The sequence below is a fragment of the Pseudanabaena sp. lw0831 genome (assembly GCF_016584665.1).
Lineage (GTDB): Bacteria > Cyanobacteriota > Cyanobacteriia > Pseudanabaenales > Pseudanabaenaceae > Pseudanabaena.
In genome coordinates, this window is record NZ_BBJB01000090.1 from 20,024 (window position 1) to 43,263 (window position 23,240).

Annotated in this window: 26 protein-coding genes and 1 pseudogene; 16 read left to right on the plus strand and 11 right to left on the minus strand. The window is 43.6% G+C overall.

All coding sequences use genetic code 11. The features are described 5' to 3' along the window. Positions 1-87: 87 nt before the first annotated feature. Complete coding sequence (locus APA_RS19180; RefSeq protein WP_374101375.1) at positions 88-915, plus strand: metal ABC transporter permease; 828 nt, start codon at positions 88-90, stop codon at positions 913-915. 73 nt (positions 916-988) lie between these two features. On the opposite strand, the gene APA_RS19185 is transcribed toward APA_RS19180, so the two are convergent. Continuing rightward, positions 989-1,294 carry a hypothetical protein gene (locus APA_RS19185; RefSeq protein WP_201323851.1) on the minus strand — a complete coding sequence of 102 codons (306 nt, stop codon included), beginning with the start codon at positions 1,292-1,294 and terminating at the stop codon, positions 989-991. Positions 1,295-1,593: 299 nt separating this feature from the next. Here APA_RS19185 and APA_RS19190 point away from each other — a divergent pair, with 299 nt between their 5' ends. The 10 genes from APA_RS19190 to APA_RS19235 all read left to right on the plus strand — a co-directional run bounded on the left by APA_RS19190 (position 1,594) and on the right by APA_RS19235 (position 11,941). After that, positions 1,594-2,874 (plus strand): MSMEG_0569 family flavin-dependent oxidoreductase, encoded by a 1,281-nt coding sequence (locus APA_RS19190; RefSeq protein ID WP_201323852.1) that lies wholly within the window; start codon positions 1,594-1,596, stop codon positions 2,872-2,874. Positions 2,875-3,119: 245 nt separating this feature from the next. Further along, a complete protein-coding gene (locus APA_RS19195; RefSeq protein WP_103668100.1) occupies positions 3,120-3,602 on the plus strand; it encodes an MSMEG_0572/Sll0783 family nitrogen starvation response protein in 483 nt (160 codons plus the stop codon). Positions 3,603-3,616: 14 nt separating this feature from the next. Further along, positions 3,617-4,579 (plus strand): Nit6803 family nitrilase, encoded by a 963-nt coding sequence (locus APA_RS19200; protein ID WP_201323853.1) that lies wholly within the window; start codon positions 3,617-3,619, stop codon positions 4,577-4,579. Beyond that, positions 4,572-5,681, plus strand: a complete 1,110-nt coding sequence (locus tag APA_RS19205) for an MSMEG_0568 family radical SAM protein (RefSeq protein ID WP_201323854.1) — start codon at positions 4,572-4,574, stop codon at positions 5,679-5,681. The genes APA_RS19200 and APA_RS19205 overlap by 8 nt, the downstream gene beginning before the upstream one ends. A 246-nt stretch (positions 5,682-5,927) precedes the next feature. After that, positions 5,928-6,434, plus strand: a complete 507-nt coding sequence (locus tag APA_RS19210; RefSeq protein WP_201323855.1) for an MSMEG_0567/Sll0786 family nitrogen starvation N-acetyltransferase — start codon at positions 5,928-5,930, stop codon at positions 6,432-6,434. Then, positions 6,435-7,418 carry a sll0787 family AIR synthase-like protein gene (locus tag APA_RS19215; protein WP_201323856.1) on the plus strand — a complete coding sequence of 328 codons (984 nt, stop codon included), beginning with the start codon at positions 6,435-6,437 and terminating at the stop codon, positions 7,416-7,418. It begins immediately after the preceding gene. 172 nt (positions 7,419-7,590) lie between these two features. Continuing rightward, entirely contained in the window at positions 7,591-8,649 is a 1,059-nt protein-coding gene (locus APA_RS19220; protein ID WP_201323857.1) for an acyltransferase, read from the plus strand. Between the two features lie 469 nt (positions 8,650-9,118). After that, complete coding sequence (locus tag APA_RS19225) at positions 9,119-9,781, plus strand: hypothetical protein (RefSeq protein WP_201323858.1); 663 nt, start codon at positions 9,119-9,121, stop codon at positions 9,779-9,781. Positions 9,782-10,080: 299 nt separating this feature from the next. Next, entirely contained in the window at positions 10,081-10,755 is a 675-nt protein-coding gene (gene plsY / locus APA_RS19230) for a glycerol-3-phosphate 1-O-acyltransferase PlsY (RefSeq protein ID WP_236579870.1), read from the plus strand. Further along, positions 10,733-11,941: a DegT/DnrJ/EryC1/StrS family aminotransferase gene (locus tag APA_RS19235; protein WP_201323859.1), complete on the plus strand. Its 1,209-nt coding sequence runs from the start codon at positions 10,733-10,735 to the stop codon at positions 11,939-11,941. The genes plsY and APA_RS19235 overlap by 23 nt, the downstream gene beginning before the upstream one ends. A gap of 81 nt (positions 11,942-12,022) precedes the next feature. On the opposite strand, the pseudogene APA_RS19240 reads toward APA_RS19235, so the two are convergent. After that, a pseudogene (locus tag APA_RS19240) lies at positions 12,023-12,163 on the minus strand (LuxR C-terminal-related transcriptional regulator); the annotation flags it as partial. A 219-nt stretch (positions 12,164-12,382) separates the two neighbouring features. After that, positions 12,383-13,375 carry a Rieske 2Fe-2S domain-containing protein gene (locus APA_RS19245; RefSeq protein WP_236579872.1) on the minus strand — a complete coding sequence of 331 codons (993 nt, stop codon included), beginning with the start codon at positions 13,373-13,375 and terminating at the stop codon, positions 12,383-12,385. A gap of 65 nt (positions 13,376-13,440) precedes the next feature. On the opposite strand from APA_RS19245, the gene APA_RS19250 reads away from it, so the two are divergent. Beyond that, a complete protein-coding gene (locus APA_RS19250) occupies positions 13,441-14,238 on the plus strand; it encodes a TetR/AcrR family transcriptional regulator (protein ID WP_201323860.1) in 798 nt (265 codons plus the stop codon). A gap of 131 nt (positions 14,239-14,369) precedes the next feature. Here APA_RS19250 and APA_RS19255 read toward each other — a convergent pair whose 3' ends face one another. Then, complete coding sequence (locus APA_RS19255) at positions 14,370-14,711, minus strand: hypothetical protein (protein WP_201323861.1); 342 nt, start codon at positions 14,709-14,711, stop codon at positions 14,370-14,372. 57 nt (positions 14,712-14,768) lie between these two features. On the opposite strand from APA_RS19255, the gene APA_RS19260 reads away from it, so the two are divergent. After that, positions 14,769-15,686 carry a helix-turn-helix domain-containing protein gene (locus tag APA_RS19260; RefSeq protein WP_236579874.1) on the plus strand — a complete coding sequence of 306 codons (918 nt, stop codon included), beginning with the start codon at positions 14,769-14,771 and terminating at the stop codon, positions 15,684-15,686. A 54-nt stretch (positions 15,687-15,740) separates the two neighbouring features. On the opposite strand, the gene APA_RS19265 is transcribed toward APA_RS19260, so the two are convergent. Further along, the gene (locus APA_RS19265) at positions 15,741-16,514 is read right to left on the minus strand and encodes an SDR family NAD(P)-dependent oxidoreductase (RefSeq protein WP_201323862.1); all 774 of its coding nucleotides are present in this window, start codon (positions 16,512-16,514) and stop codon (positions 15,741-15,743) included. Between the two features lie 138 nt (positions 16,515-16,652). On the opposite strand from APA_RS19265, the gene APA_RS19270 reads away from it, so the two are divergent. Beyond that, a complete protein-coding gene (locus APA_RS19270; RefSeq protein ID WP_055076107.1) occupies positions 16,653-16,967 on the plus strand; it encodes a helix-turn-helix domain-containing protein in 315 nt (104 codons plus the stop codon). A gap of 185 nt (positions 16,968-17,152) precedes the next feature. Here the strand turns inward: APA_RS19270 and APA_RS19275 are convergent, their stop codons facing one another. The 5 genes from APA_RS19275 to APA_RS19295 form a co-directional block, all read right to left on the minus strand. Further along, entirely contained in the window at positions 17,153-17,872 is a 720-nt protein-coding gene (locus APA_RS19275; protein ID WP_201323863.1) for an SDR family oxidoreductase, read from the minus strand. Between the two features lie 37 nt (positions 17,873-17,909). Next, positions 17,910-18,356: a DMT family transporter gene (locus tag APA_RS19280; protein WP_201323864.1), complete on the minus strand. Its 447-nt coding sequence runs from the start codon at positions 18,354-18,356 to the stop codon at positions 17,910-17,912. A gap of 133 nt (positions 18,357-18,489) precedes the next feature. Beyond that, on the minus strand, positions 18,490-19,554 hold the full coding sequence (locus APA_RS19285) for an NADH:flavin oxidoreductase/NADH oxidase (protein WP_201323865.1): 1,065 nt from the start codon (positions 19,552-19,554) through the stop codon (positions 18,490-18,492). A gap of 48 nt (positions 19,555-19,602) precedes the next feature. Continuing rightward, positions 19,603-20,265, minus strand: coding sequence for a peroxiredoxin-like family protein (locus APA_RS19290; RefSeq protein ID WP_236579876.1), 663 nt, complete (start codon positions 20,263-20,265; stop codon positions 19,603-19,605). Positions 20,266-20,360: 95 nt separating this feature from the next. Next, positions 20,361-21,098, minus strand: a complete 738-nt coding sequence (locus APA_RS19295; protein ID WP_201323866.1) for an SDR family oxidoreductase — start codon at positions 21,096-21,098, stop codon at positions 20,361-20,363. Between the two features lie 163 nt (positions 21,099-21,261). Here APA_RS19295 and APA_RS19300 point away from each other — a divergent pair, with 163 nt between their 5' ends. Beyond that, positions 21,262-22,185 carry a LysR family transcriptional regulator gene (locus APA_RS19300; protein WP_201323867.1) on the plus strand — a complete coding sequence of 308 codons (924 nt, stop codon included), beginning with the start codon at positions 21,262-21,264 and terminating at the stop codon, positions 22,183-22,185. A 115-nt stretch (positions 22,186-22,300) separates the two neighbouring features. Here APA_RS19300 and APA_RS19305 read toward each other — a convergent pair whose 3' ends face one another. Further along, on the minus strand, positions 22,301-22,780 hold the full coding sequence (locus APA_RS19305) for an ester cyclase (RefSeq protein WP_201323868.1): 480 nt from the start codon (positions 22,778-22,780) through the stop codon (positions 22,301-22,303). 201 nt (positions 22,781-22,981) lie between these two features. Here APA_RS19305 and APA_RS19310 point away from each other — a divergent pair, with 201 nt between their 5' ends. After that, a complete protein-coding gene (locus tag APA_RS19310) occupies positions 22,982-23,188 on the plus strand; it encodes a hypothetical protein (protein ID WP_201323869.1) in 207 nt (68 codons plus the stop codon). Positions 23,189-23,240 lie beyond the last annotated feature (52 nt).

Consider the following 23,240-nt stretch of genomic DNA (forward strand, 5'->3'; position numbering starts at 1 on the left):
CAAAATTGACATAGCGACTTATATCTCACTCAATAATTAGCTTTGATATTTACACAAACACTCGCGCTACTATTTGCTCAACTTCCGATCTGGCAATGGATCGCTGAGCCGCTTGCGCTAGAATTTATGCGAAATGCCTTAATTGCAGGTGGCTTAGCAGGAATTATTTGTCCAGCGATCGGCTGCTTTTTGATCGTGCAGCGGATGGCCTTACTAGGCGATGTGATGACCCATACAGTCATGCCAGGGATGGCGATCGCCTTTTTTTATAAAATTGATGTGGCGATTGGCGCGTTTATATCGGGGATTGGTAGTGCATTTTTGATTGCATGGTTGCGATCGCAGACTCGCGTTAAGGTTGATGCGGCGATGGCGCTGACTTCTTCAAGCTTTTTTGCGATCGGGATCTTATTGATTTCATTGCTCAAAATCAAGATTGATTTGCATGGCTTTTTGTTTGGCGATATTCTCAGCGTTTCCCAGACTGATACGATTCGCGCAGGAATTATTACGGCGATTGTTTTGGTTGCGATCGCGATGTTTTATAAGCAATTATTGTTTTATACCTTTGATCGGATTGGGGCACAGGCTTTGGGACTGCCAGTTAATCTGATCTATTTGGGATTGATGGCAGGGGTAACTTTGACGATTATTGCCAGTATGCAAACGATGGGCGTGGTGTTGGTGGTGTCACTATTAGTTGGCCCAGCGATTACCGCCTATTTATTAGTTAAGGAATTGCATCAGATGATTTTTGTGGGGTCAGGTTTAGGTGTTACGGCAAGTGCTATCGGTTTATACGCTAGTTACTATTTGAATTTGCCTTCGGGCCCAGCGATCGTTTTAGCAGTGCTGCTCTTATTTTTACTGACTTTAGTTTTTAGTCCCAGCCAAGGCTTACTCACAGGCAAATAAAAAGCGGCGCATCGCGCCGCTTTTTATTTATCTATAAAAGCTAGCGCGACGCGCTGCCTTTTATAGTTTTGATTTATGCTTCGGTTGTTTCTTCAGGTGCGCTTTCTTCAGACGCTTCAGCTACTTCAGCAATGACTTCTTCCACGACTGGTTGTGGTTTGGTTGGCTTAGGACCTCTAACCAAAGCGAGATTTACGGGAGCTTTGACTTCTTCATCCCTTCCGCCTCTTTTATCTCTCTTGCCTTTACCACCATCACGACCATCACGGCCAGAAGAACGCCTTTTGTCGGAGTCGTCAGACTGTCTAACGCTAGGAGTGGTTTCGTTGGTTTCGGGGTTTAGCTGACGATCTGCTTTTTTGATAGGACGTTCTACCATTGTTAAATTCCTGATTAACTTGATGTATTTGTATCCTAGCCTGTTTGGGCATACTCTCACGAACAAAACTAGAAAGGGCGCAAAGCGCCCCTATAAAACCCTAAAAGTAGAGGCGGCGCGAAGTGCCACCTCTACTTTTAGTTAGAAGTTTAATTTGCGATCGCTTTAAAATTATGGATCTATCTTCTATCACTAACGTTATCGATAGACTTAGAGATTCCGTAGTTAGGAATACAAAATCACAGTTTGACTAGCACTTAATCTCAAATCATTCTAAGCAATGATTAAGAAGTTAGCCAATGACAAATCACTATCCCGTTGTAATTGTTGGTGGTGGTCAGGCGGGTCTATCCATGAGCTATTGCTTAAAGGAAAGAGACTTAGACCATATAGTTTTTGAGAAGAATCAGATTGCGAATGCATGGCGATCGCAGCGTTGGGATTCCTTTTGTTTGGTAACTCCAAATTGGCAATGTCAGCTTCCCGGATATCCCTATAAAGGTAAGGAGCCAGAAGGTTTTATCAAAAGAGATGAAATCGTTGCCTATATTGAAAATTATGCGCGCTCCTTTAATCCGCCGATTCAGGAAGGCGTAGAAGTGCTAAATTTGCGACGAGGCGATCGCGGTATTTTTGAAGTGACGACGAGTATTGGTGATTACACCGCCGATCAGGTCGTAGTAGCGGCAGGAGCCTACCATCATCCGAAGATTCCCAAAATTGCCGAGCGATTACCAGAACATATTTTGCAGGTGCATTCCTCGAAGTACAAAAATCCTGAGTCTCTTCCCGATGGCGCTGTTTTGGTGATTGGTACTGGTCAATCGGGCTGTCAAATTGCTGAAGATTTACATCTGGCTGGGCGAAAAGTGCATCTATGTGTCGGTAGTGCGCCGCGATCGCCCCGTCGTTATCGCGGTAAGGATGCAGTGGAATGGCTAGATCTAATGGGATATTATGACCTATCGATCGATCAACATCCACAAAAAGAGAAGGTGCGCGGAAAAGCGAATCACTATCTCACAGGACGTGATGGTGGACGAGAAATTGATTTGCGGCGCTTTGCCTTAGAAGGAATGCAACTCCACGGCAGATTGAAAAATATCTCCAGTAGTAAGTTAGAGTTTTTCAGCGATCTTAAGCAAAATCTTGATGGTGCTGATGCAGTTTCCGAGAGTATTAAGAAAACGATTGATAATTTTATTGCTAAAAATAATCTTGATGCACCCCTTGAGCCTCCCTATCAACCCGTCTGGCAACCAGCAATGGATATTCCCGATCTAGATTTGGCTGAGGCGAATATTACAACCGTGATCTGGTGTACAGGCTTTCAGTCTGACTTTAGCTGGATCGAGATTCCTGTATTTGATGGCAAGGGCTACCCCTGTCACGATCGCGGTGTCACGGATATCAAAGGGCTGTACTTTTTAGGATTACCTTGGCTCTATACATGGGGTTCGGGTAGATTCTCTGGAGTTGCTAGAGATGCTACTTATCTTGCTGATTACATCATGGCGCGACGCAAGGTTTCCCATGTGAGCGATTGGACTGTAGTTAACGAGTTTCTTCTGGGTTCGTAGAAATATTACAAAAGTGCGAAGCGCTTTTGTAATATTTCTACGAACCTATCGATTTAGATAGGTAAGCGATCGCATTTTGATAATTTCATAAAGAAAGCGATCGCCTTCCTATCGATAAAGATAGAGTTCTCTTTTTCGTAACCAGAGATACAAAATAGAACCTTGTCTAACAACTAATCTGGCTTCAAGTTCAGCTTTTAGCTTTTTGAGATTTTCTAATTTAAATATTACGTTGAGGAACAATAATGCCTGAAGTAACTACTCCTGCCCATCAGACTGGCGATTTCTTTGTGAACTATGAAGAGAAAGTATTTGAAGATGTCAAAGCTGAACCAGGGGAGAAAGCCCTAGTAACATTCCATACAGTAGCTTTTGAAGGTTCAATCGGTTTTGTGAACCTCTTGCAAGCAACACGCTTACTTCGCAAAGGTTTTGAAACTTCGATTTTGCTTTATGGCCCTGGGGTGACTCTTGGCGTACAGCGCGGCTTCCCAAAACTAGGCGACGCAGCTTTCCCAGGACATCAGAATTTCAATGATCAAATCACTAAGTTCATGTCTGAAGGTGGCAAAGTCTACGCTTGTCGCTTTGCATTGCAAGCTCTCTATGGACATGGAGAACCTTCGCTGATTCCTGGTATTCGTCCGATTAGTCCTCTGGATGTATTGGATATCATTCTTTTACATCGTAAAGATAACGCCTTCATTCTTGATACTTGGACTCTCTAGGAACTAGATAAATCGTGGATTACTCACGCAAAGTTAGAGCTGCCGCTGTCCAAATCAGTCCTGTGCTGTTTAGTCGTGATGGCACGACTGAGAAGGTCTTGCAAGCGATCGCAAACGCCGCTAAAGAAGGCGCTCAGATCGTCGTCTTCCCTGAGACCTTCGTTCCCTACTATCCCTACTTTTCCTTCGTACAGCCACCAGTAATGATGGGAAAAGAACATATGCGACTTTACGACGAAGCTGTGGTGGTTCCTAGTCCTGTGACGGATGCGGTTAGCCAAGCAGCGCGATCGCATGGCATCGTTGTCGTATTGGGTGTAAATGAGCGGGACGGAGGTTCTCTCTATAACGCACAATTGATTTTCGATGCTGATGGTTCTTTGTTACTGAAGCGACGTAAAATCACGCCGACCTATCATGAGCGGATGCTATGGGGACAGGGCGATGGCGCAGGTTTGAAGGTGGTAGATACTGCGGTTGGGAAAGTGGGCGCTCTTGCTTGTTGGGAACATTACAATCCTTTGGCGAGATTTGCGTTGATGTCTCAGCATGAGCAGATCCACTGCGCTCAGTTCCCAGGATCATTGGTTGGACAAATATTTGCTGACCAAATTGAAGTCACGATTCGCCATCACGCGCTGGAGTCTGGATGCTTTGTGATAAATGCTACTGGTTGGCTTTCGCCAGATCAAGTTGCGCAAATCACAACTGATGAGAAACTCCAAAAAGCTCTCAGTGGTGGTTGCAACACGGCACTCATTGGGCCAGAGGGCAATCATCTCTGTCCACCAATTACGGAAGGCGAAGGTATGGCGATCGCAGATCTAGATTTCTCGCTGATCACAAAGCGGAAACGCATGATGGACTCAGTTGGACATTATGCGCGTCCAGACCTGCTCCAAGCTCATTTAAATGCTGAACCATATTCAGGATTTCAGATCGCAAATTTTGATGAGAGCGTCACCCTTAATGAATAAGCAACAACTGATTACCGAACTACAAACTAAGGGTTTGCAACTAGTCGATCGCCAAAATGATCGCGAAAGCGATCGCCAGATGGGAGCGAATGGTCGCAAAGGTGGTGCTGGCCCGTCAGATCACAAGGCGATCTCGATTGATGGTACGACGGTGATGGTTCCAGTTTTCAACAGTTCGGCAGCAAGCTCTCCTTACACTGTGGAAATCAATGCCGAAACTAATGAGATGATCTTGGAATCGGGCAAAACTGCGATCGCGCCCATTTCTTTTCCGAAATCACCTAGTTTCTATAACCTCACCACCAGCGATGGGATTCCCTATTGGAAAATCGCCCTCTTACATAGCCATGATGTACTAGCTACAACGGTTTTGCAAACCTGTATGCGCTATAACAATACCGATACTTCCTGCCAATTCTGTGCGATCGGGCAATCTCTTGAAGCAGGGCGTACCATATCTCGGAAAACTCCTGCTCAACTCGCGGAAGTTGCGGAAGCTGCTGTGCGGCTGGATGGTGTCAAAAATATGGTGATGACCACAGGCACACCAAATACTAGCGATCGCGGTGCTGCTTATTTAACGGAATGCGCAAAAGCGATTAAGGCAAAAGTGGTTATTCCGATTCAAGCCCAATGCGAACCTCCCGATGATTTCATCTGGTTTGAACGCATGAAAGCCGCTGGTATTGATACGTTAGGAATGCATCTGGAAGCTGCTGACCCAAAAGTTCGCGCCAAAATCATGGCTGGAAAAGCTAGCGTTCCTCTTGAATATTATTTTGAAGCTTTCGAGGCTGCTATGAAAGTATTTGGCTGGGGACAGGTCAGCACCTATCTCTTAGCTGGTCTAGGCGATAGTTTAGAAACTCTGGTGGAAACCTGCGATCGCCTAATTAACATCGGCGTTTATCCCTTTGTAGTTCCCTTTGTCCCAATTAGTGGCACACCCTTAGCTAATCATCCTGCACCAACAACCGAATTTATGTTTGCTGTTTACGAGCAGGTAGGTGCATTGCTAAGGCGATCGCATATGTCCTCTGCGGACATCAAAGCAGGATGCGCGAAATGTGGCGCTTGTTCAGCACTTTCTCTTTTTGAATAAGAATAAGCCCCTTGCCCCTCTCCCAGAGGGCTACTGTATACACAAGTCTTAAAAACCCCCTTTAATTCCCCCTTGCAAAGGGGGAAGACTAGAAATCTTGTTCCCTCCCCTTGCAAAGGGGAGGGCTAGGGAGGGGTTATAGCTCCCGCAGGAGAAGGGGAACGAGAATTTAACTCACTCCCCTTCTCCTGCGGGAGAAGGGTTTGGGGGGATGAGGGCAGAATATTAAATTTAGGGATAATTATCATGACTTCCGATTACATCTTCAAACTCGCATCTACACCACAAGAAATCGACGCATACTTTGAACTTCGCAAAGCAATCTTTGTCGAAGAACAATATGTATTTGAAGAGAATGATGTTGATGATATCGATGCGATCGCCTATCCGATTGTTGCCATTAACCCTGAGAATAATCAAGTTGTGGGCGTTGTCCGCATCTATGAAACCGAAAAAGGCATCTGGTATGGTGGCAGACTAGGTACTCACAAAGATTATCGACGGGGTTGGCAAATTGGCAAAGGCCTAATTTACAAAGCAGTGACTACTGCGAACACATGGGGCTGCGATCGCTTTTCCGCCACAGTCCAAATTCAGAATGTGCGCTTCTTCCAACGTCTACATTGGGAATCGCTTGAGGAAATGACGATCTGCGATCGCCCTCATCACTTTATGGAAGCTGACCTTAACTTCTATCCTCCAAGCGATGAAATCCGTCCTGCATTTCCATCCCAAATCCGTGAGGCTTCATAGATGCTAGCGGAACTCGCTGCTAAACTCAGGCAATCTATGGGTATCTTGCATAAACAGGATATTCAGATTACGGCAAGAGGTTTAGGTGAGCAATGGAATGAAGCAATTCTATTAGGCGATGACTGTGCGGCGATTCCAGATCGTGATGGCTATTTGTTACTGGCTGCCGAGGGCATGTTACCGCAATTAATCGAGACCGATCCTTGGTTTGCGGGTTGGTGTGCTGTGATGGTCAATGTCAGTGACATTTACTCAATGGGGGGTGAGCCGATCGCCGTTGTTGATACTCTGTGGAGTCAATCGACCGACTCTATTTCAGAATTATTAGCAGGAATGAAAGCGGCAGCTATTGCCTATCAAGTACCAATTGTCGGCGGCCATACTAATTGCCGTAGTCCCTATAATGCTTTGTCAGTAGCGATTCTGGGACGTGCTCAGAAGTTACTCACCAGTTTTAACGCCCAGCCTGATGATGTCTTGTTAGCTGCGATCGATATGCGCGGTCAATTCCATCCTGACTATCCATTTTGGAATGCGGCAACTAAAGCCGATCCGCAGCAACTACGCAAGAACCTCTCAATTTTGCCTTGTTTAGCCAAATCAGAATTATGTGACACCGCTAAAGATATCAGTATGGGCGGTATTATCGGCACTTTGCTAATGCTCACAGAAACTTCTAATTGTGGTGCAATTCTGGAGCTTGATCAGATTCCTTGTCCTGAGAATGTGCCTTTTGAGCGTTGGCTGATTTCGTTCCCTAGCTATGGATTTTTATTGAGCGTGCGTCCTGAGAATGTAGAAGCAGTTCAATTCCTTTTTCATGCTCAAGATTTGGTTTGTGCTGTGGTCGGGGAGATTCAAGCTAATACTGAAGTGATCTTGCGATCGCAAGGTGAGTCAACTCTATTCTGGGACTTCTCTCAGCAATCTCTAACGGGGTTTAGCGATTCCTTTCAGGATGCGTCCCGCCGCAAAGACAAATAATTGTTAAGCGATCACTAAACCCCCACTTTTTTCTGTATAACACCCCAAATTGGGTGTGTTATACGGAAAAATTCTGGATAGTACGCCAAATAGTTGTATTATCCAGAATTTTTCTGTATGGTTAACTAATCAAGGTGATTTAGCAGGATTTTTCAGTATAATTAGGAAGCTTATGGCAGCAGTGGCACCGACCCATAGCATTACGGATGGTCAATTGCACAGAAGAGTGCGCGGACTGGACGCAATCCGTTTCTTTCTCGCTTTATGGGTTGTTTTTGGTCATCTCGGTTTCGTACCGCTGGAGCTAGATAAAAGCAACATTGTGGGGAAGATAATTGCTGGTATCTACGGCAACTCCTTCTCTGGCCCCACCGCAGTCATTGTATTTTTCGTTGTTTCAGGATTTTGTATTCATTATCCATTTCGGCACAACAAGCGGTTGTTTTTAATTCCGTATTTTTCTCGGCGACACCTGAGAATTTGGATACCAATCATCATTGCAGTTCTTGCTGGAAATCCACTCGGTGTCAAACTCACCTTGTTGCAAGACTCGATCTTATGGAGCTTACTGGCTGAGGAAATTTACTACCTAATTTATCCCAGCTTATTATTTTTGAGAAGGAGAATTGGATGGCAAAAAATTCTCTTTGCTGCCTATATTAGTGCTGTTTTAGTCATCTTGTCCAATCCAACGGCAGGTAATTATCCATCATATGGCCCATACCTAAATTGGCTATTGGGATTACCTTGCTGGTTGTTGGGTTGTTGTTTGGCAGAGAAAACAGATTACCTCTACGCTTCTGCTACGAATATCAATGTCCATATCTGGCGTTGGCGCTTTGCCGCTTGGCTTTTAAGTTTGATTTGCAGTGCGTTAAGGTTTCACTCGCCCATCAAATATCCTTGGACTCTTACTGTCTTTGCTATTTTTGCTTTCTTTTGGTTGGGGAAAGAGATTTTGCATTACCAAAACCATATTCCTTGGCCCATATTTGAGAATGCTGGGAAAGGTAGTTATTCTATTTATCTTGTTCATGTGCTTGGTCCTGCTCTTTACAAATTTTTGTCACTTCCAACATTTACTCCAGTAATGCACTGGTTTGTTAATATTGTATTTACTTTTTTCCTTTGCTACATTTTTTACTTATTGGTAGAAAAGCCTTCTCACTCTCTGGCAAGGAAAGTAGCAGAAAAGCTTTCTCACAAAACAACTGTGCCACAAGCAGGGTAAGTTAAAAGGCTTACAGAAAACATTATTACGTCAAATAGCAAGGGAACAGAGGTGTACGCTATCGGTTATGATACAAACATTATCGCCGTCCGATGAAGCGCAAACCGTTACGCAAAAACGATACCCCCGTTAAGATTGACTGTTTCTAGCCGAGATTGGGCAAGCAAAGATACTCAACTTCGCTGTTGAGTTCGGAGAAGTTAATTGCGATTCCTTTCTGGATGCATCCTGCCGCAAAGACAAATAATTATTAAGCGATTATCATGTAATAAATCTCTGGAGCAGATAAAAAGCTACGATTTTGGTCAAGCTAAAGATATCCAATTCAGCAGAGGGAAGAGAGCTTAACGAGCTTCTATACTTATGTATTTCGACTTTCTTATTTCTAAGCGTTCAGTATCCTTGCAAACAAGAAAAACCTCAAATTTACAAGCATGGAAACAATATCTAAACCCTTGAAGGACTACTTATGACTGTTAATTCTCAATTAACTGAAAAAGGTTTAGGCGCTAAAATTGCAGAAAAGTATAGATTGCAGGGGTTTGAAGTTGTAATCAAGCCTTCTAAATCCTTGATTCCCTTTGACTTAGGAAATTATCATCCAGATCTTATTGCTAGAAAGTCATCAGATGAAGGCTACATAATCGAACTCAAAAATTCAACTTCTAGAATCTCAGTTGATCGCTATCGAGAAATTGCGGAAATAGTTGCTCAGCATCATGGTTGGCGATTTTTACTGATAACTGGGGATGATATTTCTCTAGAGGATGCGAAAGGCAATGACGAATTATTGACTTGGGAACAAATGTTACAACGAAAAGAACAGGCTCAAAGATTTTTAGCGATCGGCGAAGTGGAAGTAGCATTTTTGTACCTATGGGGAATTTTAGAAGCTGCCATACGTCAACAAGCTAAGCAAGTTGCAATTCCGATAGAACGATTTCCTGCAAACTCATTAATTAATCATCTATATTCTCAAGGCGAACTTTCGATGGAGCAGTTTGATCAAGCAAGGGGAATTCAAACTGTTCGCGATCGCATTGCCCATGGCTATCAGTCTTCCGATTTGACAGAACCAACAAAGCAACTTCTAGAGCTTATAACTGAATTAATCACAATGTGGAAACTATAAATGTTATGACCACCACAAGATTAAGCAAGCAGCAATGGGCTAACTTAATTTTTGAGTTCGGAGAAGTTATTGAAAATTCCTTTTAGGATACGTCCCGCCGCAAAGACAAATAATTGTTAAGAGATCGGGGCATAACACAATAATTAAAGCTTTTTTAAGAATAACTTTGTTAAGCTTCGTTATTACTATGAGATCGCCCAGAAAAAACTGATATTGCTAGATTTATGCTGTTAGCTATTTGTTTGTCGGTTTAGTAGTCTTAATTCATCTTTACAAATACTCTCTTAGCGAGATTAATTATGGAACTTGGCTTATTGATTCTTGCCTACTTTATATGCTCGATACCAACAGGTTATCTGGTGGGTCAAAGTGCAGGTATTGACATTAGAGAACATGGTTCTGGTTCAACGGGAGCTGCAAATGTCTGGCGCACAATTGGCAAAGATAAAGGGCTTTTTGTGTTTGGGGTTGATTTAATCAAAGGCACAACAACTATCTTATTAATACAATCTGTTAGTGAACTCAAAAACACTTCAAACTCATTGTTTTTCAACAGCTTCGAGACGAATATTCAGCCTCTAAATGAATGGTTTGTAGTATGCGCGGCATTACTAGTGATTTTGGGACATAGTTACTCATGTTGGATTAATTTTAAGGGAGGTAAATCTGTAGCTACAGGTTTGGGAATTCTATTGGCTATTAATTGGATCGTAGGATTAGGAGCATTTAGTCTTTGGTTGGCGACAGTCGCTATATGGCGAACGACATCGATTGGTTCTATATTGGCAGCGATCGCAGCTTCAAGTCTGATGCTTTGCACTCACTCACCCTTTGCCTATAAATTGATGGTTTGTGTCGGCTGTCTCCTCGTAATTTATCGACATCATAGCAACCTCGATCGCCTATGGCATGGTAAAGAGCTAAAAATCAACTTTTTTGAGAGCGATCGCCATGAAAGTATATCCACGGATTGAGTTAGATATCACGATTAAGGATTTAAGTGTAAGCCTGATTTCTTCCTTCGCAAGGTCTGAGAGAGCAAAAATAATTACGCAGATTCAATCCTATTGGCATACACCAAAAGAAGTTCTAGTTACACTCTGCGTTAGAACTTCTTTTGATCTACTACTACAAGCATTATGCTTACCTGCTGGCTCTGAAATTATGATGAGCGCAGTGAACATAGCTCACATGGAAGAGATTGTCAAAAAGCATCATTGTATTCCTGTTCCCATAGATATTGACTTAGAGACACTAGCGCCCTCTTTAGAATTGCTCAAAAACTCTATTTCCCATCAAAGCCGCATATTTGTTGTAGCGCATCTGTTTGGCGCGATCGCACCCCTCGATCCTTATGTAGAGATATGCAAAAGCCATAATATCTTACTTGTAGAAGACTGCGCTCAAGCCTTCGATGGTCTGCGTTATCTTGGACATCCTCATGCTGATATCAGTCTTTTTAGTTTTGGTCCAATCAAATCCTGTACAGCTTTAGGGGGTTCTGTAACCATAGTTCAAGATCCAAATTTAGCCCAGAAAATGCGAGATGTCGAGCAAACCTATCTTGTCAAGACTGATTTTTGGTTCTTTAAAAGATTACTCAAATATCTCTGTCTTAAAGTTCTTTCTACCCCTACGATCTTTGGGGTTCTTATCGCTTGTTTAAATTTACTAAAATTAGATGCAAATAATTTTATTAGTATGCTAACCCGTGGTTTTGGGAAAGGAGACATCCAGACTCAATTGCGATATTGTCCTCCTAATGGAATGCTTAGGCTTTTGCTCCATAGACTAGAACATCTTGATGCGACCTATTACGATCGCCGAAAGCAGGCAGCCATTGTCTTTTTTGATTTATTGAAGAAGCCAGACTATCACCTTGGAAATGGTGCAATACTTCATTCGTACTGGGTAGTTCCTTTGATGACAGAAAATCCAGAGATGCTCATGCAGAAGTTGAGGAAGGCAGGATTTGACTCGACCACAGGAACAACTAGTTTGAAATCACTGGCAGAGGAATCATCATTTGCAACTAAGTTAATGCGTAGCGTACTTTACTTACCGATATATCCTACTGTCCCTTTGGAAGAAGTGACTCGCCTTGCCCAATTAATCAATCTGACTACCTATAGCAATTTCCGATCAAACGAACCACAATAAATCCCCTAAAAGTGTTGCTTTGCAACACTTTTAGGGGATTTATTGCTTCGTAGAAAGCTGTCCAACCATCTCAGTCCGAGATTAGACCTCAAGCTTAAAGAACATTCGCTTCAAAGCTTGCTTTACCGAATTTTCTGTAATCCAAAACTCAATCCCAATTTGGACATTTGTTCGACCAAGAGCAACCAGTTCTGCAATTTGGAACTCGCGAGGCATTAAGCGATCGCTAGTGTAGGTCTGAAAATTTGCAAGTAATCCTCAAGGATTATCAGCCCATATCCCTGCCAAGGTGCGTTGTTTTATCGAATATTTCACAAATGGATTCAAGCTTAATCCTTGGGCATCAGACTATGGCGTTAAGTAGTGCATCTAACGGCTTTGTCATGAAATTTAGTGTTAGGAGTATGCGATCAATCGCTTCTGCTCATGTGTGCCTTTTAGCTATCGAGATAGATTTGGTGTCACAACGGCAGGAAAATTCTCAAAATTTCTTTTCACCCAATCCATTCCCACTTCATTATTGAGCCTAATTTTCTGTGGCGAATTGGGATAAATTTTGCCGAGAATATCTGCATCTTGATCAACTACAACTTTGGCGAAATTCAAAAAAATACTACCAAATATTTTAAAGATTGGATGCTTGGGTTGATAAAAAAATATAACATAGGTTCGAGTAATATTTTCAGCTTCGGGCACAAAAAAATGACATTGAGCGGCTTTGCCGACGGAAGTCTCTCCATGAAAAATGATAAAAAATGGAAAGTGATTCTCTAGATGAGCATTAAATTTGGTGGGTAGAAGCAATAAATCTGGCTTTTTAATTTTTTCGATCAAACTATAGGGAGCCGTAGGCATCTCATAGAAAGCATGAGAGACATGACCTTCGTCAACAAATTGCTGAAACTGTACTTCTGTAATCCGAAACAATTCTCGATGAGTTCCATTTTGATGATTGTAGTCATGCATATTCAACAACATCGTCAATAAGTCAGTCTCGACACTGCGATCGGCTGTATGACCGACAAATTGACAGGTTTGAGCAATCTCATTCAAGATAGATGGGATTTCTATTTTCGGCTCATAGCCTCCATACGTCCAGATAAATTTATCCTGAACGATTAGCTCTAATGGTTTTAAGAGAGAGATATTTTTTTTGTTTGCCCCAGGTAGAACCGTACAGCCTGATGCATCAAACTGCAAAGCATGAAACGGACAAGAAATCGCGCTTTCACCATTACTCGACACCTCACACCATCCCTCTGACAACATCGCTCCCATATGAGGACAAGCATTCGGCAAAGCATGAATACTGCCCTGAACATCTTTCCATATTACATAATCATTACCATACAGAGAAATCTTGCGTGGCTGATTGATTGGTAGCATAGAACTATGTGCTAATAACCAAGGCGCACCCTGAAGCATAGATGTCATAATGCCGTCCTTTTGATATAATTAAATTTTTATAAAATCATGAAAAAATTGTCGCTTTTAAATATATGACGAATGATTCGTATTTGTCAACCCATCAATCTAATGATGGTTTACGCCGTCAACCCAGCCAAAAACGAGGTAAAGATCGCGTTGAAAAAATTTTAGAAGCCGCCGCCGCTGTATTTGATGAGGTGGGTTATGAGGCGGCGACAACACATCAGATTGCAACAAAAGCTGGGACAGCGATCGGTTCGCTCTACCAATTCTTTCCCGATAAGGCAAGTATTTTCAACACTATGGAATTACGTCATGCCGAGAGTGTAAAGGCTATGTATGCCCAATCAAATACACCTGAAATCATTTTGTTACCACTTCGACAGATGATACATTTGCTTGTGTCAGCTATTACGCAACTATTTGAACATCCTGTATCGAGAGTGATGTTCGTGCAGTTTTATACTAACCGTCAAGTTTTTCAGTCGATTGATGAAAGTATGACTCAGGAGGCGATTAATTTTCTGGCTGGTATTTTGAAGCAAAGGAACCCGTTGTTAAATGACTTGCAGTTAAGTTTGTTAGCTGAGGTTTGTGTGCATAGTAGCAATGCCGTAATTTTGTCCGCACTTCGCAACCCAGATTTACAACGCCGACAAATGCTAACTCAGGAAATTGAAGATTTGCTAGTGGCTTATTTAGAGCTTTATGTCGGCGATACAGTTGGGGATAAACTGCATAATGTAATGAAGGTAATGATATGCCCTCATTGTTACTCTAAGCAGGTGTCAAAAAATGGACATCGCAGAGGCAGTCAATGTTATCTATGCAAAGATTGTAGAAAACAATTTATAAAAAGTGATGATTAGGCTCAAGCCTAATTTTTTCTGCAAATTAGCGATCACATTAACAATCCATCTCAATAAAGGTGATCGCTATTACTGTGAGTCGCGCTTTCTAGGCGATCTCATTGCAACGATGTCTTCTTAATGACCCTCGCTCATTTATCAGCATGTACACCTAGTAGCAGAACCTTGGCATTGCCATTTGCCTTATATGTCGCGAACAACAAATAAGGACATCCGAACATAAAACCCAATAACAAGAACAGAAAGCCGAATAGAAATCCCTTAGTGGTAAAGCCCTCTCGCCACATCACCCAAATCAAGAATAGACATAGAGCAATCAAAAGATCTGTGTTGAACTGCGATCGCCAATTAAGTTCTAATAAATCACCAAAATAGACTGCTGGCCAATTGATACCCATGCTCACGATGACATAAATTGATACGGAAAAAATTAGCACTGTTGCAGCAATTAAAAAAGCACGTAGTAAGGTCATGTTGTTGCTCCTGTTAGCCGAATAGAGGGCTGACTTCGGGATGTCATTGCGATTATCATGTCAAAGAGAGATAATCAAAGCAATTACCTCACAGGTAATCAAACTCATTTTCCCGAAAGATTTACCATGCAGCAGCGAGCGATCTCGTATCAACCAAATTCTTTTGGAACCATACTGAAGCTATGGCGCGATCGCCGTAACCTCAGTCAGCTTGAACTCGCACTGAGTAGTCAAGTTTCTCAACGTCACATCAGTTTTCTAGAATCGGGACGAGCAAAACCAAGTCAGGAGATGGTATTGCAATTGGCAATGGTTTTAGAAATTCCGCTCAGACAACAAAATCTAATGCTTAGTTCTGCTGGCTTTGCGCCAATTCATGCAGAAACTGATTTGTCGGCTCCTGAGATGGCCCCAGTTTGCAAAGCGATCGATTTTATGTTGCGTCAGCAAGATCCATATCCAGCGATCGTCATCGATCGCTACTGGAATTTACTCCTCACCAATCAAGGGGCTGCCAGACTGCTTAATACCTTCATCGATCCTAACAAGTTGCAAGCTCTTTTTTGTGTTGATGGGAAAATCAATTTGATGCGAGTTGTTTTCGATCCACTGGGTCTACGTCCCTTTATTGCTAATTGGGAAGAAGTGGCTGGACATTTACTTCAGCGAACACACCGCGAGGCTAATTCATCAATTGAGAGCGAACAGTCTGCTTTGTTGTTTAACGAACTCATGAATTATCCTGATGTTTCCGAATTGTGGAATAACTCAAGTCATTCTGCGCAACATACTTTGCTGCTTACTATGCACTTAAGGAAAAGCAATCTAAATTGGCAGTTTTTCTCAACGATCGCAACTCTTGGCACTCCCTACGACATCACTCTTCAGGAAATTAGAATTGAATGTTTCTTTCCAGCAGATGCGGAGACTGAAAACTACTGGAGAAAGGAAAACCCAACGCAGGTGGGACTGTAGGCGATCTCAATTATTGTGAGGCGTGATTTCTAGGCGATCACATTAACTTTTATTTCAAGAATTACGTCCCGCCATAACTCCACCATCAACATCCCATACCGCACCTGTGACCCAAGATGTTTGATTAGAGAGTAGAAATACCACGGTTTCAGCGACATCAATTGGTAGACCCACTCGACCAATGGGATGAAAACCATTGAAGCCTTGTAAAGTTGAATGAATCTCGTCAGGCTTAATAAATGCGCCATAGATAGGCGTTTCCACCACGGCAGGGGCGACAGCATTTACGCGGATATTATATTGAGCTAGTTCCATTGCTAAATGTTGCGTAAGAGAATGTAGCCCCGCCTTCGCCATCGAATAAGCCGAAGATGGAGTAGCGGCGATCGCCTGATGTGCCCACATCGATCCAATATTGACAATAGCTCCACCCCCAGATTTAGTCGTATTTCCCGCCACTTTCTGCGTTGCAAAAAATGTACCGCGATTTAGATCTAGATAGCGATCGTAATCTTCACCACCATGATCTAAGAATGATTTTGGTGAAAACACTCCTGCCGAATTGACGAGATAGCGAACTTCAGGCAATTTGTCAGCAATGCGATCTGCAAGTTGATTAACCTGATGGCGATCGCTAAGATCGGATTGCCAAGTTTTAATATCCCCAAATTGGCTAAGAAAAGATGACGCTTCTTCAAGCTTAGAAACATTGCGTCCCACGATGGTTACGATTGCCCCTTGATTGAGAAGGATTTTGGTAACTTCTAGACCGATGCCGCTATTTCCACCGATTACTAATGCTTGCTGATTCTTAAATTCCGAATACATAATAATTTCCGTTTGAGTTAATGAGAGCATAATAGAGATAATCAATAAAGATGAAAAGTAAGCACTTTCGGGAAAGGTACGTACTTTTTGGTGCAAATTGAGTAGCAGCATTACTAATTTTTTTTTACCACGATTGATATGCCAACCACTCAAACTTCAGTTTCGGAAATGCTCGAATATATTGTTGGCTGCAAGTGGTCAATGCGGATACTAGGCTTAATTCAAGAAGGTGTCGATCGCCCTGGTGCTATTACGCGATCGCTAGATGGACTCACCACTAAGGTATTGAATGCTTGTTTACACAAAATGGTGGATTTTGACATTCTAGAGCGCATAGCATTCCCAGAAGTGCCACCAAGAGTAGAGTACAAATTTACGCAGTTTGGATTACTATTCCTTGAAATCTTGGATAAAGTAAGAGAACTCGAAAAAAAACGACATATATCTTCATAAAAGCGATCGCAATTATTGTGAGTCATAATTTCTAGGTGATCGCTTAGCTATTATTTGTCTTTGCGGCGAGACGTATCTTGAAAGGAATCGCCGATAAACTCTCTAAACTCAACAACGAAGTGAACCATTTTTGAGAGCCTAATCTTGGATCGAAACAGACAACCTCAATAAGCGCATCGCTAAGGTTAGGCTGCTCCAAGACTGCTGCCACCATCTACAAATAAGGTTTGCCCAGTAATATACGATGTATCTTCCGAAGCAAAGAACGCGATCGCCGCTGCAATCTCATCGGGTTGGGCAAGGCGTTGCATGGGTACTCGTTGGAGAAACTGCTGTTCGGATGCACTGCCGACTGGGCTGTTGGCTCGAAAGAGTTCTGTCTCAGTAGGTCCTGGGGCGATCGCATTCACTGTAATGCCAGTAGTTGCCAATTCACTAGCCCAAGTTCGGGTCATGCTGATCAGTCCGGCTTTTGCGGCGGCATAACTGGTGCGAAGTGGTAGCCCCACAACCACCAAGCTGGAAATATTAATGATGCGACCATAATGACGTGCTTTCATAGCAGGCAGAAAAGCTTGAGTGAGTTGAATCGCAGGGCGCAGATTTAGGTCAATGATGGAGGCAAATTGAGTGATATCAACGTCCTCTAAAGATTCTGATCGACTGATCCCAACATTGTTAATCAGATGACTGACTGAATATTGACAGGCAACAATATCTGCAACTTGTTTTGTTGCTTCAGAATCTGCTAAATCTACTTCAAAAAACTCACCAGGAAACAGTTGATCGGGTTTACGCCGTGCGAGACCGATTACCTCATGCCCCATTGCCTTCAGGCGCTTTGCTGTAGCAAAACCAATTCCCTTTGAGGCTCCAGTAATTACGGTTGTGTAGGTTTGTGACATTATTAATCTCCATTAATCTTCTAATGTGTTTGGTTGTTTATTGAGTGGCAAGCACTACTCCAATGAGCAGTAAGATTGCACCGAATACTTTTTTTAGGGTGATGGGATCTTGAGGCGAGTCCAGAAGTCCAAAATGGCTAACTGCTAGTGCCATCAGAATTTGTCCTGCCACAAATAGAACGAAAAACCGTCCAGCGCCTAACCGAGGAATCAAAAATGTAGACCCAAAGACGAGAAAGGCACTGATAAAGCCACTCAGGTAAAGATAGCTAGGAACCTCTCGAAACCGAGAAACAGCGCTAAAATTGCCCGTGAGTGAATAGAGTAAAAGCGTGGTAATTGCACCCAGCAGATAAAACGGAATATTTGCTAACAGGGCCGAGCCAACATATCTGGCGACAACTCCATTCATCGGCAAATAGACTGACGTAATCACACCCATGACGAAGGCGATTAGCCAAAACAGAAGGGATTGCATTGACATTGAGATACCCTCATAGAATTAGGGACGAGCAAATAAATAAAGTACCATTCCAGATTTTAGAGAATTGTTGGGCGGCTTCGCCGCCCCAACAATTCTGGTTTTATATTTGGTGCTTTATTAAATCGCACAGCCCTTACCATGCTCTTTGATATTGTTTAGGATACTGGTGATGATCGACCTGTAATTCCTTAGCAGCGCGATGGGGCCAGTATGGATCGCGCAACAGCTCACGAGCCAGCAGCACGATATCGGCTTGACCGCTACGGATTATCTGATCGGCTTGTATGGGAGTGGTAATCATCCCCACAGCAGCAGTTGCGATCCCTGTTTTCTGCCGAATGCGATCGCTAAACGGAACTTGATAACCCGATCCAGTCGGAATTTTAACGCTAGGAATCAGACCTCCCGTCGAACAATCCACCAGATCAACGCCAGCATTTTTAAGAATTTGGCTCAGGGCAATACTTTGCTCTAAATCCCATCCCCCTTCTGCCCAGTCTGTGGCTGAAATTCTGACCCAGAGAGGTAGTTGGTCGGGAAGGATAGCTCGCACTGCTTGGACAATTTCGGTCAGCAGGCGAATGCGCCCTTCAAAACTATCGCCATAGCGGTCTGTGCGGTGGTTACTCAATGGCGACAGAAATTCGTGCAATAGATAACCGTGGGCAGCATGAATTTCGATCGCCTGAAAGCCTGCTTCAATACTTCTTTGCGCCGCTTGGATAAAGGATTGCTTAATTGATTCAATCCCTTCAAGTGTGAGCACGGTTGGGACTGGACTCTCGTCATTAAAGGCGATCGCACTTGGGGCTAAGGGTTGCCATCCTCCTTCAGCTTTGGTGAGCGGACTACCTCCAGCCCAAGGAGTAGCACTACTGGCTTTTCGCCCCGCATGAGCCAGTTGTATCCCTGCAACCGCACCTGCTTCCTGAATCAGCTTGGCAATTTTGGCGAGCATCGGAATCTGTTCATCAGCCCAGATGCCCAAATCGCCAAGGGAGATTCTGCCCAGAGGCTCAACTGCTGCCGCTTCTGTAAAGACTAGCCCTGCGCCTCCCACAGCACGACTGACTAAATGAACTAAATGCCAGTCACTCGCCAATCCATCTTGGCTAGAGTATTGACACATGGGGGAGACCCCAATGCGATTGCGAAAGGTCACGCCTCGTTGTTGAAAAGAATCGAATAGAGCGTTCATAACTAAATTCTCTCCAAAAGGAATATTCATGGTCAGGGAAACTTTAAATCAATAACTCAACGCTAGTGTTTTAGCGACGATCGCTGTCAAGGCTTCACTCGGCTCTAGACGTTTGCGATAATCAGTATCAATGTGAGCAAGCAAAATCTCACCATTGGGAGCGATCGCAAATGTAGCAGGAATTGGTAGTTGCCAGTCTTCAGTGTCATTGATATGAGGTAAAGCATGACCGAATTGGCTATAGATACGCTTTAGTTCAACTGGCAATTGGAAGGCAATTTTGTAAGCTTGAGCAACTTTCGATTCCCGATCGCTCAGGACATCAAAGTCCAGTTGATTTTTCTCAGCGGTACTCAGAGATGCATCTGGAGTTTGGGGGGAGATGGCGATCAGACTGGCTCCGACAGCTTGGATTTGGGGCAGAATTCGCTGATAGGCCCGCAGTTCCAGATTGCAGTAAGGACACCATCCACCCCGATAAAAGGTCAGAATCACAGCACCTTGTTGGAGGCGATCGCTCAGTCGAATATTTTTTCCAAGGGCATTCGGCAACTCAAAATCAGGGGCGAGATCGCCAATTTGTAGGAGCGGCTTGGAGGCATAGTCTTGGGTGAGTTGTAAGGTTGCTTGTTCCATCGCTGTAGCAATCTCTGCGGGAACCTTGGTTAAAAATTCAGCGCGGAACTCATCAAGAGCAGTTTTAAGGGGCACAGCGTTAATTCCTTTGAGAGAGATGGGTGAGATTGAGGGAAGTGATTTCCCTCAATCTAGAAATAATGGCGGGTAAAAAAGCATTCATTAATGTCTTATTGAGGCATCCAACCCGCAAACATTTTTTCAACGGCTTTCAATGGTTCGGCGATCGCCGAAAATGCACTCTGAGAAACTGGATCGGGATAGACATCCTCAAGCCCTGCTTCAACTGCTTGTAAGGTTGTCTTCGCAACTGCGATCGGTGTAGCTTTATCGATCGACATCCCTTCAGTCATGGCAGTATCTACGGGACCTGGAAAGACCCCCACCACCTGTGTACCTTGATTTGCCAATTCAGCCCGAATGTCTTGGGTTAAAGAATTAAGGGCAGCTTTAGAAGCACTGTAGGAACCAAAAACAGGGGCACTTGCAATGGATACCACGGACAGCATATTGACGATCGCTCCGCCACTATGACGTTGCAAAATCGGAGCAAAAGCCCGCACCATCGAAAGCGTACCAAAGTAGTTTGTATTCATCTCCCACTGAGCCGTTTCCACGCTGTTAGGGGCAAATAACCCGCCAGAGCCAATGACACCCGCGTTGTTAATAAGCAATGTGACATCTTGGGCAGTTTGGGCAGCCGCATTCACTTGTTCAATATTGGTCACATCCAAAGCGATGGGGATAATGAGATCGGGTGCGATCGCAACGACTTCATTCAACGTATCAAGGCTTCGAGCCGCAGCATAAATGCGGCGAACCCCAGCTTGAACTAGTGCTTCCACAAAAGCTTTGCCAATACCGCGATTAGCACCTGTAACAAAAGCAACGGATTCTTGAATGTTCATAACAATCTCCTGAGTTAACAATGAAAACTTGTAACGAAAAGCCTTGAGCCGTTTAAAGTTTGACTGATTTGCTTTCCATGTCTCTTATCATGACTTATTTCAATCTGTTTGAGAAGACGACAAAATGGAATATGATTTATTCGTATTTAGAATAAATTTAACTATGGATCGCCTCGACTGCATACAAAGTTTTGTTCGGGTCGTTGAAACAGGAAGCTTTTCTGCTGTCGCCCGCGAACGTGACACCACCCAGCCCACCATCAGTAAGCAAATTGCCGCACTGGAAGACTACTTGGATGTGCAGCTATTAACCCGCTCTACCCGTAAGCTACAGTTGACGCAAGAGGGAGAACGATTTTTTGAGCATTGCCAAGGAGTATTGGAGGCAGCTGCCGAAGCCGAAGCCAGTGTTGGGCAACGTCAAAAACCCATCGGAACCTTGCGGGTAAGCTGCCCTGTGGCGTTTGGACAGATTCAGGTGATGCCCTATGTGAAAGGTTTTCTAGCGCGTTACCCGAATATTCGGTTAGATCTGAGCCTGAGCGATCGCTTTGTTGATCTTGTCGAAGATGGAACAGATATTGCCATTAGGATCGGGCAGGTGAACGATCCAGCACTAATCGTCCACCGCATTGGACTCACCCGCCGAGTCACGGTGGCGGCGAAATCCTATTTCTGCGATCGTTCAGAACCACAAACTCCAGACGAATTAGTTGAGCATAACTGTATTGTGTATACTCGCTTGGCAACCGGCAACGAGTGGCACTTTCAATGTCCGACAGGTGGCACAACTCAGGTCGTTGTCAGAGGCAATCTACAGGTTGATAATTCTTCAGCCATTCGGGAAGCCGTACTGTCGGGTGTAGGGATTGCAGTTTGCCCCGTTTGGCTATTTGGTGAACTGCTCACATCTAACTGTCTCAGCGTGATTCTCAAGGATTACCAACCCATCCCGTTGCCGATTCATGCAGTCTATCGTCGCGGGAGATTTATTCCCGCAAAAGTGCGTTGTTTTATCGAATATCTCACAAATGAATTCAAGCTCGATCCGTGGGTATCAGACTATGGCATTAAACAGTCAGCCTAACGGCACAGTTGAGCTGACGCAGATAATACCCCAATACTAACCGATAATCTTTCGCGTTCGTCTCCAACGCAGTGTTCTGCTGCTGGCAACTACGATCCTTATCTATTCTTCATTCCTAATCGGATTTTTTAAACAGTTTGGATGCAACGCCTTTCAAGATATGCGGCAATAATTTTGGACCAGGCAAGAAAATAACTCCAAGCTGCTGCATCAATCCAAGAGCATCGCCCTGCCCCCAATGCTCTACAATTTTTCCGTCCTCAATGCGATCAATATGCATGATCGATAAGCTGATTTGCTTGCCCGTTGGTGGAAGACCTTGAAATTCTCCAAGATGCGTCGCTGTGAATGTTCCGCACGTTACAACCCTATCGCCTGAAACAATGACCTCATCAAAATTGTGTTGCCCCTGACTGAAGGCTAAATAAAACGCCATCCCAAACTGCTTGAACTCTTCTCCATCCAATGCCTTTGGCATCCCTGCCATATGAGCAATAAAATTTGGAGCCAAAAGATCTAAAGCCCGATCTATCTGGCGATCATCAAAGGCTTTGTAGAACTGGAGAACGAGAGCTTTGTTTTGTTCAGTCAGCATACAGAATTTCGTTAAAAGCTAAATTGTATCGTGGTGGCTGGGAGGAGATGACCGATAAGGTTTCAACTATGCCCACGACCTATAACCGAAGCGGCATAACTATGTATTAGACGGAAACATTCATGTATTATTTAGTTATATAAACCTCATCCACTTAGGGACTTCCAAGGAATTAATCGTCCCAACCTCAAACCTAAATGCGTGTCCTTGCTTGGAGCTTCAACATATTGGGACGATTTAAAGATTGGAAATCCCTTATACAAAAATAAGCAAGTTGAGCCAGAACCTCGCAAATTTTTAGATCTGATCCCAGACTTAGCTAGAGGGATTATTTTACTCTTGGGCTTTGTTTGCGATCGCATTAACAATCTATCTCCTAAAGCCGATCGCTATTACTGTGAGGCGTGATTTCTAGGCGATCGCGTCAACAATCCGTTTCGTAAAGACGAACATCAATCTC